This window comes from Pantoea sp. EEL5 (genome assembly GCF_049892805.1).
GTDB classification, from domain to species: Bacteria; Pseudomonadota; Gammaproteobacteria; order Enterobacterales; family Enterobacteriaceae; genus Pantoea; species Pantoea ananatis.
In genome coordinates, this window is sequence record NZ_JBNDNJ010000004.1 from 284,332 (window position 1) to 300,446 (window position 16,115).

At 52.0% G+C, this 16,115-nt stretch carries 16 protein-coding genes; 7 read left to right on the plus strand and 9 right to left on the minus strand.

Annotated elements, in window-relative coordinates:
• Positions 1–254: 254 nt before the first annotated feature.
• Both ACPXSQ_RS17100 and soxR read right to left on the minus strand, forming a co-directional pair.
• On the minus strand, positions 255–920 hold the full coding sequence (locus tag ACPXSQ_RS17100) for a glutathione S-transferase family protein (protein ID WP_026020990.1): 666 nt from the start codon (positions 918–920) through the stop codon (positions 255–257).
• 39 nt (positions 921–959) lie between these two features.
• On the minus strand, positions 960–1,445 hold the full coding sequence (gene soxR, locus ACPXSQ_RS17105; RefSeq protein WP_013024182.1) for a redox-sensitive transcriptional activator SoxR: 486 nt from the start codon (positions 1,443–1,445) through the stop codon (positions 960–962).
• Between the two features lie 164 nt (positions 1,446–1,609).
• On the opposite strand from soxR, the gene soxS reads away from it, so the two are divergent.
• Together soxS and ACPXSQ_RS17115 are read left to right on the plus strand one after the other, a co-directional pair.
• A complete protein-coding gene (gene soxS, locus ACPXSQ_RS17110; RefSeq protein ID WP_282844796.1) occupies positions 1,610–2,035 on the plus strand; it encodes a superoxide response transcriptional regulator SoxS in 426 nt (141 codons plus the stop codon).
• A 245-nt stretch (positions 2,036–2,280) separates the two neighbouring features.
• Positions 2,281–2,562 carry a YjcB family protein gene (locus ACPXSQ_RS17115; RefSeq protein ID WP_014606931.1) on the plus strand — a complete coding sequence of 94 codons (282 nt, stop codon included), beginning with the start codon at positions 2,281–2,283 and terminating at the stop codon, positions 2,560–2,562.
• Positions 2,563–2,614: 52 nt separating this feature from the next.
• Here the strand turns inward: ACPXSQ_RS17115 and ACPXSQ_RS17120 are convergent, their stop codons facing one another.
• Both ACPXSQ_RS17120 and ACPXSQ_RS17125 read right to left on the minus strand, forming a co-directional pair.
• Entirely contained in the window at positions 2,615–3,565 is a 951-nt protein-coding gene (locus ACPXSQ_RS17120) for an ATP-grasp fold amidoligase family protein (RefSeq protein ID WP_022622123.1), read from the minus strand.
• An 8-nt stretch (positions 3,566–3,573) separates the two neighbouring features.
• Positions 3,574–4,830 carry a polysaccharide biosynthesis C-terminal domain-containing protein gene (locus tag ACPXSQ_RS17125; RefSeq protein WP_013024178.1) on the minus strand — a complete coding sequence of 419 codons (1,257 nt, stop codon included), beginning with the start codon at positions 4,828–4,830 and terminating at the stop codon, positions 3,574–3,576.
• Positions 4,831–5,351: 521 nt separating this feature from the next.
• On the opposite strand from ACPXSQ_RS17125, the gene ACPXSQ_RS17130 reads away from it, so the two are divergent.
• The gene (locus ACPXSQ_RS17130) at positions 5,352–5,747 is read left to right on the plus strand and encodes a transposase (protein WP_014606933.1); all 396 of its coding nucleotides are present in this window, start codon (positions 5,352–5,354) and stop codon (positions 5,745–5,747) included.
• A gap of 1,340 nt (positions 5,748–7,087) precedes the next feature.
• Here ACPXSQ_RS17130 and ACPXSQ_RS17135 read toward each other — a convergent pair.
• The gene (locus ACPXSQ_RS17135; RefSeq protein ID WP_014606934.1) at positions 7,088–7,930 is read right to left on the minus strand and encodes an AraC family transcriptional regulator; all 843 of its coding nucleotides are present in this window, start codon (positions 7,928–7,930) and stop codon (positions 7,088–7,090) included.
• Positions 7,931–8,044: 114 nt separating this feature from the next.
• Here ACPXSQ_RS17135 and ACPXSQ_RS17140 point away from each other — a divergent pair, with 114 nt between their 5' ends.
• Positions 8,045–8,563, plus strand: coding sequence for an isochorismatase family protein (locus ACPXSQ_RS17140; RefSeq protein ID WP_426144169.1), 519 nt, complete (start codon positions 8,045–8,047; stop codon positions 8,561–8,563).
• Positions 8,564–8,638: 75 nt separating this feature from the next.
• On the plus strand, positions 8,639–9,232 hold the full coding sequence (locus ACPXSQ_RS17145) for a DUF1349 domain-containing protein (RefSeq protein ID WP_014606936.1): 594 nt from the start codon (positions 8,639–8,641) through the stop codon (positions 9,230–9,232).
• A 94-nt stretch (positions 9,233–9,326) separates the two neighbouring features.
• On the opposite strand, the gene ssb1 is transcribed toward ACPXSQ_RS17145, so the two are convergent.
• Entirely contained in the window at positions 9,327–9,872 is a 546-nt protein-coding gene (gene ssb1, locus ACPXSQ_RS17150) for a single-stranded DNA-binding protein SSB1 (protein WP_013024173.1), read from the minus strand.
• 222 nt (positions 9,873–10,094) lie between these two features.
• On the opposite strand from ssb1, the gene uvrA reads away from it, so the two are divergent.
• The gene (uvrA, locus tag ACPXSQ_RS17155) at positions 10,095–12,923 is read left to right on the plus strand and encodes an excinuclease ABC subunit UvrA (protein WP_128392441.1); all 2,829 of its coding nucleotides are present in this window, start codon (positions 10,095–10,097) and stop codon (positions 12,921–12,923) included.
• Positions 12,924–13,145: 222 nt separating this feature from the next.
• Here uvrA and ACPXSQ_RS17160 read toward each other — a convergent pair whose 3' ends face one another.
• Positions 13,146–13,466 (minus strand): TIGR04076 family protein, encoded by a 321-nt coding sequence (locus ACPXSQ_RS17160; RefSeq protein WP_071887034.1) that lies wholly within the window; start codon positions 13,464–13,466, stop codon positions 13,146–13,148.
• Positions 13,467–14,204: 738 nt separating this feature from the next.
• Between ACPXSQ_RS17160 and ACPXSQ_RS17165 the strand changes: the two genes are divergently transcribed.
• On the plus strand, positions 14,205–15,269 hold the full coding sequence (locus ACPXSQ_RS17165) for an NAD(P)-dependent alcohol dehydrogenase (protein ID WP_014595065.1): 1,065 nt from the start codon (positions 14,205–14,207) through the stop codon (positions 15,267–15,269).
• Between the two features lie 38 nt (positions 15,270–15,307).
• Here ACPXSQ_RS17165 and ACPXSQ_RS17170 read toward each other — a convergent pair whose 3' ends face one another.
• Positions 15,308–15,631 (minus strand): MmcQ/YjbR family DNA-binding protein, encoded by a 324-nt coding sequence (locus ACPXSQ_RS17170; RefSeq protein WP_014606938.1) that lies wholly within the window; start codon positions 15,629–15,631, stop codon positions 15,308–15,310.
• A gap of 2 nt (positions 15,632–15,633) precedes the next feature.
• The gene (locus ACPXSQ_RS17175; protein ID WP_014606939.1) at positions 15,634–16,050 is read right to left on the minus strand and encodes a secondary thiamine-phosphate synthase enzyme YjbQ; all 417 of its coding nucleotides are present in this window, start codon (positions 16,048–16,050) and stop codon (positions 15,634–15,636) included.
• Positions 16,051–16,115: the final 65 nt, after the last annotated feature.

Here is a 16,115-nt window from a genome sequence, read left to right on the forward strand (position 1 = left end):
CCGGCAAAAGGCAAACGTTTACTTCGCCGCACAGAACGGGACGTCACGCTGCCCCGTTTAAAGGGGGCAGATTATCCGGCGTTTAACCGCCGTTTTTCAACCGCTGAGTGAGGATTGGTGACTATAAAGATCAGGTTGATAACATCAGGAATGCTCTTGATACCATCATTTAACATTCTGTCCGTCAGGATAAGGCGTCAAAAACGAGAAGGCAGGCAAGAATGACGCCGGGCGGCGTCATCGGGCAACGTGCATCAGCCAGAAAGATTAATCTCACCGCCTTGTTGAATAGCGCGCTGCCAGGCCGCGCGCTGTTGCACGGTCGTTAACCATTTTTGCGTAGCGGGGGCATCTTTCAGTCCGGCGCGCTGGCTCAGCGCCAGAATAGGGAAACTCATCTGCACATCCGCAATGCTGAAGCGCTGACCCGCGAACCACGGCTGTGTTGAAAGGTGAGCTTCAATGACCTGCTTGTGCAATTTGAGTTGTTTATCCAGCCAGGCTTTCTGAACGCCTTTACCCAGCGCCGCGCCCACGGGGCGAAGCAACCAGGGTACCGGCGCGCTGCCAAGGCGGCCAAAAACCAGCTTCATCACCAGCAGCGGCATCAGTGAACCTTCCGCATAGTGCAGCCAGTAACGCGCCTGTAGCTGCGCCTCTTCATCAGTGAGCTGCAGCCGTTTTTCGCTGTCGTATCTTTCTTCCAGATACTCAAGGATGGCACCGGACTCGGCCACCACGCGATTGCCATCGGTGATCACGGGCGACTTCCCTAACGGATGCACTTTTTTTAAAGCGTCCGGCGCCAGCATCGTGGGTTCGCGCTGGTAGCGCTTGACCTGGTAAGGCACTTCCAGCTCTTCCAGCATCCACAGCACCCGGTGAGAGCGCGATTGTTCAAGATGGTGAACGGTGATCATCATGGTTCCCTGTGAGTGAATATGCTGCAAGTATAGACGTCACCTTGTCTTATGCAGGGAACCATCCTGCTCAGGATCGAGCAGTACCGCGCCAGAGCCCTGCTGGCCCAGCAGGTCTCCAGGGTTGCGCAGTGGGCAGTCACGCATTGATAAACACCCACAGCCAATGCAGCCATCCAGATCGTTACGCAGGCGCGTCAGCGTTTCGATGCGCTTATCCAGTTCGTCGCGCCAGTGCTGCGTCAGATTGCCCCATTCCTGAGCAGACATCCGCTTATCTGCCGGCATGTTCTCAAGGCTGTCACTGACGCTGGCGAGCGGAATACCAATGCGCTGTGCAATTTTAATAATGGCCACCCGTCGCAGCACATCACGGCTGTAACGCCGCTGGTTTCCGCTATTACGGGTGCTGAAAATCAGCCCTTTGCTTTCATAAAAGTGCAGTGCAGAAACGGCGACGCCGCTTCGGCGCGCCACTTCGCCCGGTGTCAGCACGGGTTTTGGGTAATTGCGATCTTTTTTCATTTGGCACTTTACCTCAAGTTAACTTGAGGAATTATACTCTTTTCCCATCAGAACGACACCTTCCCTTATGATGTCATGCGCCAGCGAGCGGACCCGGTTTTATCGCCGAAAGCCTGTCAATTCCGCATGAACGCTAAGGGGAAATTCACCAGAAGGATGAGGCCATGATACAAGAAGAGATCATTCATTCACTGACGCACTGGATTGACCAAAACCTGGATAAGAGCCTGTCAATTGACGAAGTCGCCGCCAAATCAGGCTATTCGAAATGGCATCTGCAACGTATGTTCCGTAGCGTGACGAAACAGACGTTGGGTGGCTATATTCGCGAACGCCGCCTGACGCTGGCCGCTGAAGCGCTGCGACAAACGCAGCGGCCGGTGTTTGATATTGCGATGCAATATGGCTATGACTCGCAACAGACATTCTCACGCGTTTTTCGTCGCCAGTTTTCACAAACGCCCACGGCTTATCGCCACGCGATGCGCCGCCAGGCCATCCAGCGTCCGCGTTTGATGCGCTTTGACTGCTGCGACACGATGACCAGCTTTACCCAGCGGACAACGGGAGAATGCTGTCCGGTTAGCTGACGCGCTCCGTGCGCCTGCCCAGGCGCACGCCGCATTTAGTGCCCCAACCTTGTCGTAAGCGCCCTCTTTTTCTGCTGCCAGATCAGACAAATTTTGTACAAAAATCAGAAATCGGATGATATAGTGTGACCCACATCACATTATGACACTTGTTGCCGACGAAAGAGCCCGACCTGACAGACTTTTCCGCCGACGTGATGTTCGCAGACAGTCAGGCGTAATCTCCGATTTTGAGGTCAAAATTGATGGCGACTTTAACCACCAGTTTTCTTGTTATGCGCTGGGAATTGCTTAGCGCGATAATGATGTTCTTTGCCAGCACGCTAAAAACCCGTCTCCGCCAGGACAGTCATCACGTCATGGCGTTTCTCTGTGGCAGCGTAGGCGTTGGGATGTCGTGCTGGTTCGTGACCGGCTTGATGGGCATCACGTTGAGTATGGAAAACGTGCACCATTTCTTTAGCGTCTCTAAAGATGTCTTTATCGACGTGATGAGTCGAGCGCCCGCTAACTGGCAAATGCCCTGATAAACTCATAAAAAACCCCGCAAAGCGGGGTTTTTTATATTGCTGTGTAGCGTCAAATTTTCTTCAACATAACAGGAATGGCAACGTCCTGTATTTCTACGTCCGGCCTCTGCGTTCCGCGACGATCCTGAATCCACATTTCACCCATCATCTTATCCAGCCCGCGATCCAGACCCGTCACCATGCCTGCGCCTGGCGTGAACGTCAGCTCGCCAAAATAAATGTGTTCATCATGGATATACCAGTCAACACGGACATAGTCGAAGTCGCTGGCCAGCGTTTTGCTTAACGCCAGGGCCTGTTGTAACGATGGCATCACCGTCGAAACGTCCAGCCCGGTATCGCGAATTTTATGGAACGCCTCACTCAGGTTGTTCACATAAAAATTCATTGAGAGCTGAGGCTGACAGCGGTTGTAAATGACCTGAAGCACATACTCAAAGTTGCCATCGCGCTTATTAAACATATGGAACTTGTAGTCAACCGGGGCACTTTTGCCATCACCGATGTATTGCTCAACCAGAATACGTGGCTTGATATAGCGATAGTGAATCTCACGCGCTTCGTTGGCGAAGTCAGTCTTTAACCACGTGTAGCAGTTATGAATGATTTGCTGCTTCCGGAGTGCGTTAGGTTCCTCCAGCACGATCTCGACCATGTTTGACGCATGATTCGGTTTGATCACCGTTCCCTTCCAACGCGTCAGATTGTTCAACGTGGTGGGATCGGTCGTGTCATGAAGCAGCGGTATCAGATATTCATTGCCGATCTTCTCAGCAATAAACTCACGCACCGAAAACTTGTCAGACAGGCGGGCATAGAGCTGATAGTCACCATGAATGAACTTGCGATACAGCACTTTTTCATTGAACACCTTGGGCTCACGCAGGTTGGGGAGCCTTCTGAACTTACGGAAATAATAAATCCGGTCCTGATAAGTCCAGGGCATCTTCTTGATGAAGTATTGCAAACTTCTTCTGAGCTCGTGTTTTAACTTGAGCATATTTGACCTCATTTGTAGGTTTTGTAGTTGAGTGAGGAAACCTGGATTTTTTGAATCACGCCGTGTTTAAAGAAATAATTCATGACGGTCAGGGACAGGAGCTCTGATAGAAAAACGCTCCATGCGGCTCCTGTAATGCCATAGCCCTGAATCAGCCACCAGGAAAGCGGCATACTGATGATCACCAGACAAATGATTTTCTTCAGTAAATAATCAAAGCCCCCTTCCTTTACCATGTAGCGATACGCGACGGTGCCCAGCGCCGAAAAGCTGGTCGCTATCGACAGCAGGGTGATGAGATTGCCTGACTGGGTAAACGCTGGGCCATACAGCGCGATGATTATCTGTTCACCGAACAGTGCGACGATCAGCAACATCAGCAAAGACACGGCCATCACGTAGCCATTGAGCCGCGCCGTCAGCCTGATCGCTTCCTCACCGCGCGCGCGAAAAATTTCGCTAAAGCACGAGGTGATGAGTGCGACGGGAATAAAAATCCACGAGGCGGCGATGGTATTGGCTGCGGCAAACAAGCCAAGCTCCTGGGCCGATGCGATGCCAGCCAAAAACATCTGCGCGGCTTTTACCTGGACAGAGATAAAAATGCTGGAAATCGCCAGAGGCAATCCGGCATACATCAGGTAACGCAAATACAGCGTTCGCGTCTCGCGCGGCGGAAGCTGGTCCTGATGTGCCTGATAAAAGGTGTAACGTTTGATGGCGTAAGGCACCAGCGTGACCGTGATAACCGAAAGCGTTAGCCACAATGGATTGAGACGCAGCCAGGCAATGATAAAGCTCAGGGCAAAACTCATCAGCATGCCAATCGCATTCGCCACGGTATTCAGCTTTGACGCCAATCGTGCATTGTTGTAAACGCTAAAGGTGTCCTGTGTGACAAAAACAGACGCAACAAAAGAGGCCAGTGCAAATGCCAGGAAGTTCTCCTGCATGTTGTACCAAACCCAAATTAATACTGGCCCTGAGGTGAGAAGTAATAAACCCATGCGCAACGTGCGTGCGATGCGCATTAAACGTAAACCTTTGGCCGCATTTTTGCTGACACGTTTAAACAAAATTGTTTCAGTGCCAAAGAGGGCTATGGTTTGCACCATAGCAAATAATGACGTTGAAAATGCCATCTGACCAAATAGGGTCGGACCGAAGGATTTTGCCACATATGACGTCACGAAAATGACGCCAAAGACGGAGATAATCTTTTCAGACATCATCCAGGCGGCATTAGACATTACGCTCAATTTCATCGACTGTTCCTTAGTATTACTCTACATCTACCACTTCGGTGCCCATCCCTGGGACGAATTAATAAGCGCTTAAATTTCATAGCGAAATTATAAACATCGCGCCAGTCCGGCGCAAAAATGAGAATCCAGTCTTATTTTATCGGGAGAATTCAGGAGAATTCTGATTATATCTGGACCGAATACCCTCTACTGGAAACGATTTCAAATTGAAACCAATAATGTTTCCAAAAACCATCCTCCCTGAATAAAACAGGTCAGGCGGCTTTGAATATCAAATTTACAGTCATTTTTATCTTTGGGATGCGATGAATTTATATCAAAAACCCCATACCAGGAAGGCGCGACATCCCGATAAGAATAAAATAAGATTTATCCCATGATGATATTTATTCTAAATATCTTAATTTAACCCTCGCAATTTAACGTCCGTATTTAAATACGGCACTCAATGAAATCATACAGTACCAAAGGTTAATAAAGTAATTCTCATCCATTAATTGATAAGAAAGGTAAGAGCATTTATGAGAAAGTCACGATATAGCGAAGATCAAATCACAAATGCCATTAAAGCTTCTGAATCGGGCGTTAAGGTTAAAGAGATTTGTGAAGAGCTGGGCATCTCTGAGGCAACCTTCTACAGCTGGAAGAAGAAGTTCTCTGGGCTATCCTCGGAAGAAGGCAGAAAAATCAAAGAACTGGAAGAAAAAGTACAGTTTCTGACACGCGAACTGCAAGCGCTGAACGCGGATAAGGAAATGCTACAGAGCGTATTGAAGAATTTCTTCACCACCAACGAAAAACGTCAGGCGGTCAACTTCTTACAGAGCACTTTTGATGTAGGAACCCGGCGCAGCTGCCGTTTACTGGATATTAGCCGTAGCGTTTATCATTACCCTGCCGGTTCAGATAACCGCTAATAGTGAGACAACGGCTTTATAATGGCGACATCGCTGAGATTTGTTCTTACCAGAAGAGATGAAGAGCATTTAACAGGACATTTATGGTGGTGCGCTTCGCCCAGTCCGTAATTAATGAATGGATTTGCGGTTACGCTTCCTTTTTTGCGGTAAAATTGATTCACAACAGCAAAAGTCTCTCTATCTACGCCACTTTTATACGCCAAATCTCATTTCGGTGAGATTGGCGCCCCTCTTTTTTTCATTAGCCTCCCTAAAAGAATCGAATATCCACTGGCCTCTTTGTTCAGCAAGGGTAATGTTAAGTCGGTTTATAAAGTGCTTTTTTTAGCCACCTCTGACCCTGGGAATTTTTTCCAATCTCGCCGCGATCGTTGTCAGCATAAAAAGATAAAAACAGGCCAGAATAATCTCAGATAAACAGTTTATTGATACTTATCACTTTCAGCAGCCAATAGCACATATCCTGTACTATTGATGCCCATCGTTAAACATTAAATAAAAGCGAAGCGGGATGAACGAGCGATTTAATTAGACACTGCTGAAGTAAAGGGTGGTTTTTTATAGGGATTTATCTTAACCAAACGGCAACGCTGCGTGCTGGTTACACATAAAATTTGGCGGCCAGCCTAAACATCAGGCTCACATTCTCCTCTTTTTAGGGCGAATGACGGTCGTGCCCCGGACAAAACTGTCTGTTTTTTGTTCAAAATGCACCCTGCAGCACGTGGTAACGCCCTACAGGGATCACATTTTTTTGCAGAGCGCGCGGCGCATATAACAGATAAAGGCCAGTTACAGGGTGAGAAAAGCGCGATTACCGCGTTATTTTGCCGTGCCTGAGTCAGGCATAATCCGAAAAAGCGTGAATATCACACTGGGTAATTATCAATTATCAGGGGCAAGGCTTATCGAATGTTGATGGCAGTACCGCGTGGCTGAGGTTTAAATCGCATCGTCCAGAACAGGCCAGAAGCCAGGCAAAAAAAAAGCGACAAATGTGAATACAGGTTGCCCGTATTGAGTCCAGACCAATGTCCACAACGGCCCGGCGAGGATGGCAAAAACGGAGGGAGGCCTCATCAACAACAGCGATAAGCGCTGGCTGTGTTCCCTTACAGGAAAGGTGGCATGATTCACATCAGCTGAGGCCCCAGTAGCAGGGCAACTTCCCACTGTTCAGCGCACACAAATCAGCGCCAGCAGTCGCCTCATAAACGCCTGAGTAGTTTTGGGTTTATCTGTTTTTGATAGCGGCCCGACGTGATGCCATAACGACGGGCCATTGCCAGGCCAGCTGACCACTGTTCAGCGCACACGAATCAGCGCCAGTAGTCGCCTCATAAACGCCTGAGTAGTTTTGGGTTTATCTGTTTTTGATAGCGGCCCGGCGTGATGCCATAACGACGGGCAAACGCGCGCGTCAGATGAGCCTGATCCGTTAAGCCCACGGCGGCAGCCACGCTGGCAATGGCCTCACCCTGAGCCAGCTTCTGTTTGGCCTCATACAGTCGATAAGCCATTAACATTTGCTGAGGCGTAACGTGAAAACGATCGCGGAAGGCCCGTAAAAAGTGCCAGGGCGACAACGAGGCTAACGCGGCCAGCGTCTCCAGTCTGAGCGGTTCAGCCAGATTGGCGCGCAGGTAGTCGCGCACGTCATCGAAACGGTGTCGGGCTTCAGCTTTACGCGGTGAGGACATTCGCGCCAGCGGGCGCATATACAGCAGCAGTTCAGATAATAAACTGTCGCGTGCCAGTGCCGTATCGGCCTGCCACAGCGCCGAGAGGAGTTGCGATAAAGGTTGTGCCAGACGCACATCCGTTCTGAGCGCCTCATCAAACCACCAGCCGCGATCGCCACTGAGTTCGTCCATCAACTGCGGCTGAATATAAATCATCTGATAGCGCCAGCCGTCTTCGCAGGCCGATTCACCGGTATGCAGCTCATCGGGATTCATCATCACCAGCGAATGCGCGGGCGCGATGTACTGCGTACCGCGATAGCGAAAACGTTGTGCTCCCGCCTCAATGGTGCCTATACCAAACGCTTCGTGCGTATGCGGCTCAAAGGCGTAATGAGAGATGTGCGCCTGATAAAGCTCCACACCTGGCAGGTCTGGCGATTGCTTAAACTGTGCGCGATCTTTTTCACCGGGAAATACGGCTGGAATGCCCTCCACCTCACCTCTCCTTATTCCTGCAACAAGGTCTTCTGCACCGCACCCAAACTGCAGATTGTTATCCTCTGTCGATTAGGTAACACTGCTTCACAGGCACACTCACCGGGAGCAATTATGCAGCGCGTAGTCATGGTCGTTGATATGCAAAATGGCGTGTTTGAATCGCCGCGTTTCGATCGCGCCGGGCGAGTGGCGCAGATCAACCGACTGATCAGACAGGCTGACATTATACTGTTTATTCAGCATCGCGAAGGGAACATGATTGAAGGCAGCCATGCTTTTGCACTGCTACCCGAAATTGAACAGCCCCAGAATGCGTATTACGTTACCAAAACCGCCTGCGACAGTTTCTGGCAGACAACCCTGGCTTCGCTGCTGAGCACCTTAGCTATCACTGACTTCGTAATTTGTGGCTGTGCCACCGACTACTGTGTTGATACCACGCTCAAAGTCGGAGCAGGCTTAGGGTATCGCATCACCGTGGCCGCCGACGCGCACACCACTGCCGACAGGACCTATGCCAACGCTGAGCAGTTAATTGGTCAGCATAATGAAGTCTGGGCAGCCCTTAGCATGCCCGGTAACGTGCCGCGCGTTGTCGATACCGCCACCCTGCTGGCCGAATGGCGCTGAGGCCTGTCCGCTCAACGTCGTTTGATCGGCACACGTCTTCTTAGCCGACTATCCTCAACGCTAAGGCTGTGATCAATGGTTTATTCTGGAGGCGCCGTGCTCGACTCTTTTTCCTGGATCAATGAACCCGCAAGGTGGCAGCATCAGAACGGTATCCTGCACGTGGTTACCGACGAAAAAACGGATTTCTGGCACCAAACCTGGTATGGATTTGAACGCTTTTCCGGGCATATCTTCGCCAGGGCGGTGCAGGAGGATTTTACTTTCCAGGTCAAGATTCGTGCCGACTTTACGACGCTGTACGATCAGGCCGGACTGATGCTGATGCGCGATGCGCAGCACTGGTTGAAAGCGGGCATTGAATATAATGATGGTGCGCCCGCTATCGGCAGCGTCCTGACGCTTGGTCAGTCTGACTGGGCTACGGGCATCTTTCCCGGCGATGCGCGCGCATTCTGGTTGAGGCTGACGCGCAAAGGCGACAGCCTGAGACTGCAGTATTCAACCGACGGGCAATGCTGGCCGCTGCTGCGTTTGTGCCCCTTCCCGCCGGGCCGCGTTAACGTTGGCGTCATGTGCTGCACGCCAGAACGCGCTGGCCTGGCCGTTGCGTTTGAGGACATCTCACTGAGCCCGCCGCTGGATAAGGCACTGCACGACCTGAGCTAAAAGCCAGGCTGTCACCGCGGCAAAAACAAGGCAGAAAAACAAAAAGCCCCGGTAAGGGGCTTTTATATAGTAGAGAAGCGACGCAACGTTGCAATCAGAACGGAATGTCGTCGTCGAAATCCATCGGTGGTTCATTGTTGTTGCTGGCAGGTGCGCTTGGCTGCTGCTGCGGGCGAGACTGCGCGCCACCGCTAAACTGGTTGTTGTTCGCCTGCTGCGGTTGCTGAGGCTGGCCCCAACCGTTGTTGTTGCCCTGGCCGCCGCCTGCTGCTGGCGCGTTACCGCCCTGCTGACGTCCACCCAGCATTTGCATGGTGCCGCCGACGTTAACCACGACTTCGGTGGTGTAACGTTCCTGGCCGCCCTGATCCTGCCATTTACGGGTACGCAGCTGGCCTTCAATATAGACCTGAGAGCCTTTACGCAGGTATTCACCCGCCACTTCCGCCAGCTTGCCAAACAGCACAACACGGTGCCATTCGGTGATTTCTTTGTTTTCACCGGTCTGCTTATCGCGCCAGCTTTCCGAGGTAGCCAGCGTAATGTTGGCGACAGCGCCACCATTTGGCATGTAACGTACTTCCGGATCCTGACCCAGATTCCCGACAAGAATCACTTTGTTAACGCCACGACTGGCCATGTTGCTGTCTCCCGATGAATTTTTACGTAAGTCTACGCGATCAATTCTAACACGTCCCGCGCCTGGTTTCCCACTTTAGAGCGGTGTTCCATTTTTATCATCCGTCTTAAAAAGGCAAAAAACTACTGGATATTTGTTCAGTCTATTTTTTGTGCCATAATGATGCGTTTCTTCTGGCCGTGTCGTAGGGCGCGGTGAGTGCTGCTAATCCGGGAAAGGTGAATGGATAAGATCGAAGTTCGTGGTGCCCGCACCCATAATTTGAAAAACATCAACCTGACGATTCCTCGCGACAAACTTATTGTGGTGACGGGCCTGTCAGGTTCCGGTAAGTCCTCTCTGGCGTTTGATACGCTGTATGCGGAAGGTCAGCGCCGCTATGTGGAGTCGCTCTCTGCCTATGCGCGCCAGTTTCTTTCTTTAATGGAGAAACCGGACGTCGATCATATCGAGGGGCTGTCACCGGCGATCTCCATTGAGCAAAAGTCCACCTCGCACAACCCGCGATCCACGGTGGGGACGATCACGGAGATTCACGACTATTTGCGTCTGCTGTTTGCCCGCGTGGGTGAACCGCGCTGTCCGGACCACGACGTGCCGCTGGCGGCACAGACGGTCAGCCAGATGGTCGATCAGGTGCTCGAGCAGCCCGAGGGCCGCCGCCTGATGCTGCTGGCGCCGGTCGTGAAAGATCGTAAAGGCGAACACACCAAAACGCTGGAGAATCTGGCGACGCAGGGCTATATCCGCGCCAGGATTGACGGCGAGGTGTGCGATCTTTCCGATCCGCCCAAGCTGGAACTGCAGAAAAAACACACCATCGAAGTCGTTATCGATCGCTTCAAAGTGCGTGAAGATCTGGCGACGCGCCTTGCCGAGTCGTTTGAAACCGCGCTTGAACTCTCTGGCGGTACGGCAATTGTTGCTGATATGGACGATGCTGATGCGGAAGAACTGCTGTTTTCGGCCAACTTTGCCTGTCCGATTTGTGGATACAGCATGAGTGAGCTGGAACCGCGCCTGTTCTCGTTCAATAACCCTGCCGGGGCCTGCCCAACCTGTGACGGTCTGGGCGTGCAACAATATTTCGATCCCGATCGCGTGGTGCAAAATGCTGAGCTGTCGCTGGCCGGTGGCGCTATTCGCGGCTGGGATCGTCGTAATTTTTACTATTTCCAGATGCTGCGCTCGCTGTCTGAACACCTTAAGTTTGATATTGAAGCGCCATTCAGCAGCCTGCCAGATAACGTTCGCAACGTAATCCTGTATGGATCCGGCAAAGAGAACATTGAGTTTAAATATATTAACGATCGGGGTGATACCTCGATTCGCCGCCATCCGTTCGAAGGCGTGCTGAACAATATGGAGCGCCGTTATAAAGAGACGGAATCCTCCGCAGTACGCGAAGAGCTGGCGAAGTTTATTAGCAACCGGGCCTGCGCCAGCTGCGAAGGCACACGTCTGCGCCGCGAAGCGCGCCACGTGTATGTTGAAAACACGACGTTGCCCACTATTTCAGAGATGAGTATTGGGCACGCCATGTCATTTTTTGAAAACCTGAAACTGAGTGGCCAGCGGGCTAAAATCGCCGAGAAAGTGCTGAAAGAGATTGGCGATCGCCTGAGTTTTCTGGTCAACGTCGGCCTGAATTATCTGTCGATGTCGCGCTCTGCTGAAACGCTCTCCGGCGGTGAAGCTCAGCGTATTCGCCTGGCCAGTCAGATCGGTGCCGGCCTGGTCGGCGTTATGTACGTGCTGGATGAACCCTCCATTGGCCTGCATCAGCGTGATAACGAGCGCCTGCTTGGAACGCTGATTCACCTGCGCGATTTGGGTAACACCGTCATTGTGGTCGAGCATGACGAGGATGCGATTCGTGCCGCCGACCACGTTATTGATATCGGCCCTGGCGCCGGAGTGCACGGTGGTACGATTGTCGCGGAAGGAACCGTCGATCAGATTATGGCTGAAGAGGCCTCCCTGACCGGTCAGTTCCTCAGTGGGAAACGCGAAATCGCCTTGCCCGCTGAGCGGGTGAAAGGCGATCCGTCTAAGGTGTTGAAAATTACCGGCGCGCGGGGTAATAACCTTAAGGATGTCACCTTAACCCTGCCTGTCGGCCTGTTTACCTGTATTACCGGCGTATCCGGTTCAGGTAAATCGACGCTCATCAATGATACGCTGTTCCCGATTGCGCAGCGCGCCCTGAACGGCGCAACGATTGCCGAACCGGCACCGTACCGCGACGTAGCTGGACTGGAGCACTTCGATAAAGTTATCGATATCGACCAAAGCCCTATCGGCCGTACGCCGCGCTCCAACCCGGCCACTTATACCGGTATTTTCACGCCGGTACGTGAGCTGTTTGCCGGTGTCCCTGAGTCCCGCTCTCGCGGTTACAATCCCGGCCGCTTCAGCTTTAACGTCCGTGGCGGACGCTGTGAAGCCTGCCAGGGTGACGGCGTCATTAAAGTTGAGATGCACTTTCTGCCGGATATCTATGTGCCGTGCGATCAGTGCAAAGGCAAACGCTATAACCGTGAAACGCTGGAGATTAAATACAAAGGCAAAAGCATTCACGAAGTGCTGGAAATGACCATTGAAGAAGCCCGCGAGTTCTTTGATGCCGTTCCGGCGCTGGCGCGTAAGCTGCAAACGCTGATGGACGTAGGTTTATCCTATATCCGTCTGGGCCAGTCGGCGACGACACTCTCCGGTGGTGAAGCCCAGCGTGTGAAGCTGGCGCGTGAATTGTCGAAACGCGGTACCGGCCAGACGCTGTATATCCTGGATGAACCGACCACCGGGTTACACTTTGCCGATATTCAGCAGTTGCTGGAAGTTCTGCACCAGCTGCGCGATCAGGGCAACACGATTGTGGTGATTGAACACAATCTTGACGTGATTAAAACGGCGGACTGGATTGTCGATCTGGGCCCAGAGGGCGGCAGCGGCGGCGGCGAAATTCTGGTATCAGGTACGCCAGAAACCGTGGCGAACTGCGAGAAATCGCATACCGCGCGCTTCCTGAAGCCCTTGCTGGAAAAATAACAGAACGCCGCAACGGATAACGTTGCGGCGTTCTTTAAATGCACTCATACCTTCATTACGTCAGGCAAGCAAAGCGCGTTGGCGGGCGTTTCTGCCAGGCTCTGGCAAGCACATCAGGCAAAGCGTAAGAAGCAGCCCCCATCTGGCGAGCCCTGACACAAGACGAGACGCTGTATGACCATGCCCCTGATATCACAGGGATATGACAGTGGCTTTTAATTGCTAAAACGGCCTGGCCTCTTCATCCAGCGTTTCGAGCAAAAATGTCACCGGCCGGTACCCGTCATTGCAACACACCACCGCTTTGCCCTGTCTGGACCAGTCATTCCAAAATAATGGCTCGCTGGTATGAGCCAGAGTAAACACGAACTTTTCCATACAACCCCAGGCGTCTTCACAGAGGGCATTGGGTTTGCGAAAGTCAGTAATAAATTTCTCGCCCTCTTGATGCTTAGGACATTTCTCCATTTTCGGATAGCCATACTGCTCAATTAGCGTTGGCTTCAACTCTACCGATAAAACCGTTATTTTTACTTTATGCATGCCCGCACCATTAGCTCGTTCAGGTTCTCTGACGCGCCGGAAATCGCGACTGATTCCGCTGACTATCTACATGTCTGTCCGGCGCCACCATAAAACCATACTTTACGTAATGTTTTTTGACGCGATTTGACCTGCCGGCTCTTCTTCAATCGCCTGTCCGAAAACATTCCAGCTTACGGCAACAGAACCTTTCCGGGGATGATAAGCAGCCTTAGTCGTCCAGATGAACGAACGCAATAACAGACACCAGTGAAACTATCCTGCTCGTGTGCCCGGCCGTTGAGAACGCCGGGGATGGCCAGGGATGACCTCATCCTCTGTTTCCGACACGACCTTACTGAACGCCCCGGCAGCGACGTTCACATCGTTGGCCATTTTTCACGGACTGATGTTGTGATCTTCCGGCCAGGCAGGCGTAAACCAAGAGAAGGCCAATGGCGCATCGCCATCGGCGGTAGCGCTGAGTAATGGTACAGCCGTTTTTCAGGCCACCTTTGAGCGGAGGCGTGACTGACAAGCAGCACGGCTCTGGCAGGCTTTTTTTGATCGCTGTTCTGTTTACCCTGAGAAATGCAGGATCAGGCAAGATTCAGACACGTATAGGCATATACGCTTTTCAATCCCCTGACTATCCTTAATCCGTTCCTCTTTGGTACGCCCCTGGCGTCACCTTCTTGCTGCGCGCTTTACGCTGCGGCGTTGATCAAAAAATCACGACACACCTTAACTGGAGACACCATGAACATTACCCATGCGTATGCTGCTCAGGATGCAAAATCCAAACTGGCACCGTTTGATTTCAAACCGCGTGAGCTTCGTGCTCATGACGTACAGCTTGAAGTGCTGTTCTGTGGCGTTTGTCACTCTGACTTGCATCAGGCACGCAATGAGTGGAAAAACACAATTTTCCCAGTGGTACCGGGACACGAGATTGTCGGTCGCGTTACCGCTGTTGGCCCTGAGACCCAAAAATACAAAGTGGGCGATTTGGTCGGCGTCGGCTGTCTGGTGGATTCCTGCCGTAGCTGTCCGAGCTGTCAGGAAGGGCTGGAGCAGTATTGTGAAAATGGCTTTGTCGGCACCTACAACGGTGAAGATCGCTTAACAGGGGCCATTACCTATGGCGGCTACTCCACCTCAATGGTGGTGGATGAAGACTTTGTACTGCGTATTCCTGCAAATCTTGAACTGGCAGGCGTGGCACCGCTGCTGTGTGCCGGCATTACGACGTATTCGCCGCTGCGCCACTGGAACGTAGGCCCCGGTAAAAAAGTTGGCATCGTCGGTCTGGGCGGCCTGGGTCATATGGGCGTGAAAATTGCACATGCTATGGGCGCGCATGTTGTGCTGTTCACCACCTCTCCGTCTAAAATCGAAGACGGTAAACGCCTGGGCGCGGACGAAGTGGTGATCTCAAAAGATGCCGACCAGATGGCTCAGCATGCTAACAGCTTTGATTTTATCCTGAATACCGTCGCCGCCCAGCACGACCTCAACCCGTTTATCACCCTGCTGAAGCGCGACGGGAATATGACCCTGGTTGGCGCACCTGAGCACGACCACCCGGCACCACAGGTTTTCAATCTGATCTTTAAACGCCGCAGTATTGCCGGTTCACTGATTGGCGGCATTGCAGAAACCCAGGAAATGCTGGATTTCTGTGGCGAGCATGGCATTACCTCAGATATCGAGCTGATTGCGATGAATCAGATTAACGACGCCTACGAACGTATGCTGAAAAGCGACGTAAAATACCGCTTTGTTATTGATATCAATACGCTGCGTGATGAATCAGCGGCATAACCCTGCCGTTTGCCCTTTCCCACCTCGGGAAAGGGCAGTTATCGTCCGGCATCAGCCTGCTGAAAAGAGGCGTCCACCAGATAATAGATTTGCGAATCTTTTAACGTGCCGTCCAGAAACAGCGTATTCCAGTGGGATTTATTCAGGTGTTCACTGGGGAACACATCGCTGTGCTCTTCCCGCATCAGCTCGGCCAGCGCAGGCGTCGACTTTAACGATACCGCTGGACGCCCTTTTACCTCGTGAACCATGGCAAACAGTACGCCGTTGCTTTTGATCTGCGTGGCCTTCCAGTCGCTGTGTACGCTCTGTTCGGCGCCAGGTTTGTTCATGCAATAGGTCAGTAACTCCGAATTATTCATTATCATTCCCCTTGTAAGGTGGCAACGATACGCCGGGCACCGCCGTGAATGCGATGCTCACCCAACCAAATCCCCTGCCAGGTGCCTAATACCAGCTGACCGCGCTGCACGGGCAATGTCAGCGATACGCCGAGACTGGACGATTTAATGTGCGCGGGCATATCGTCACGACCTTCATAGTCATGCTGATAAGGTGCGTCTTCCGGGACGTGGCGCATGAAATGCTGCTCCATATCACGTCGAACCGTAGGATCGCAGTTTTCATTCAACGTCAGTGAGGCTGAAGTATGTTGCAACAGCAAATGCACCAGTCCCGTTCTGATATCACGTAATCCCGTCAACTGCTGCACGATTTCGTCCGTGATCAGATGAAAACCACGAGATTTCGCGCTTAAGACCAACGTTTGTTGATGCCACATAATTTTTTCCCTGAATCTGTCAGACCATTTAAGTGTGCAGAATGTGGCGCAAAGGTAAACCCGAA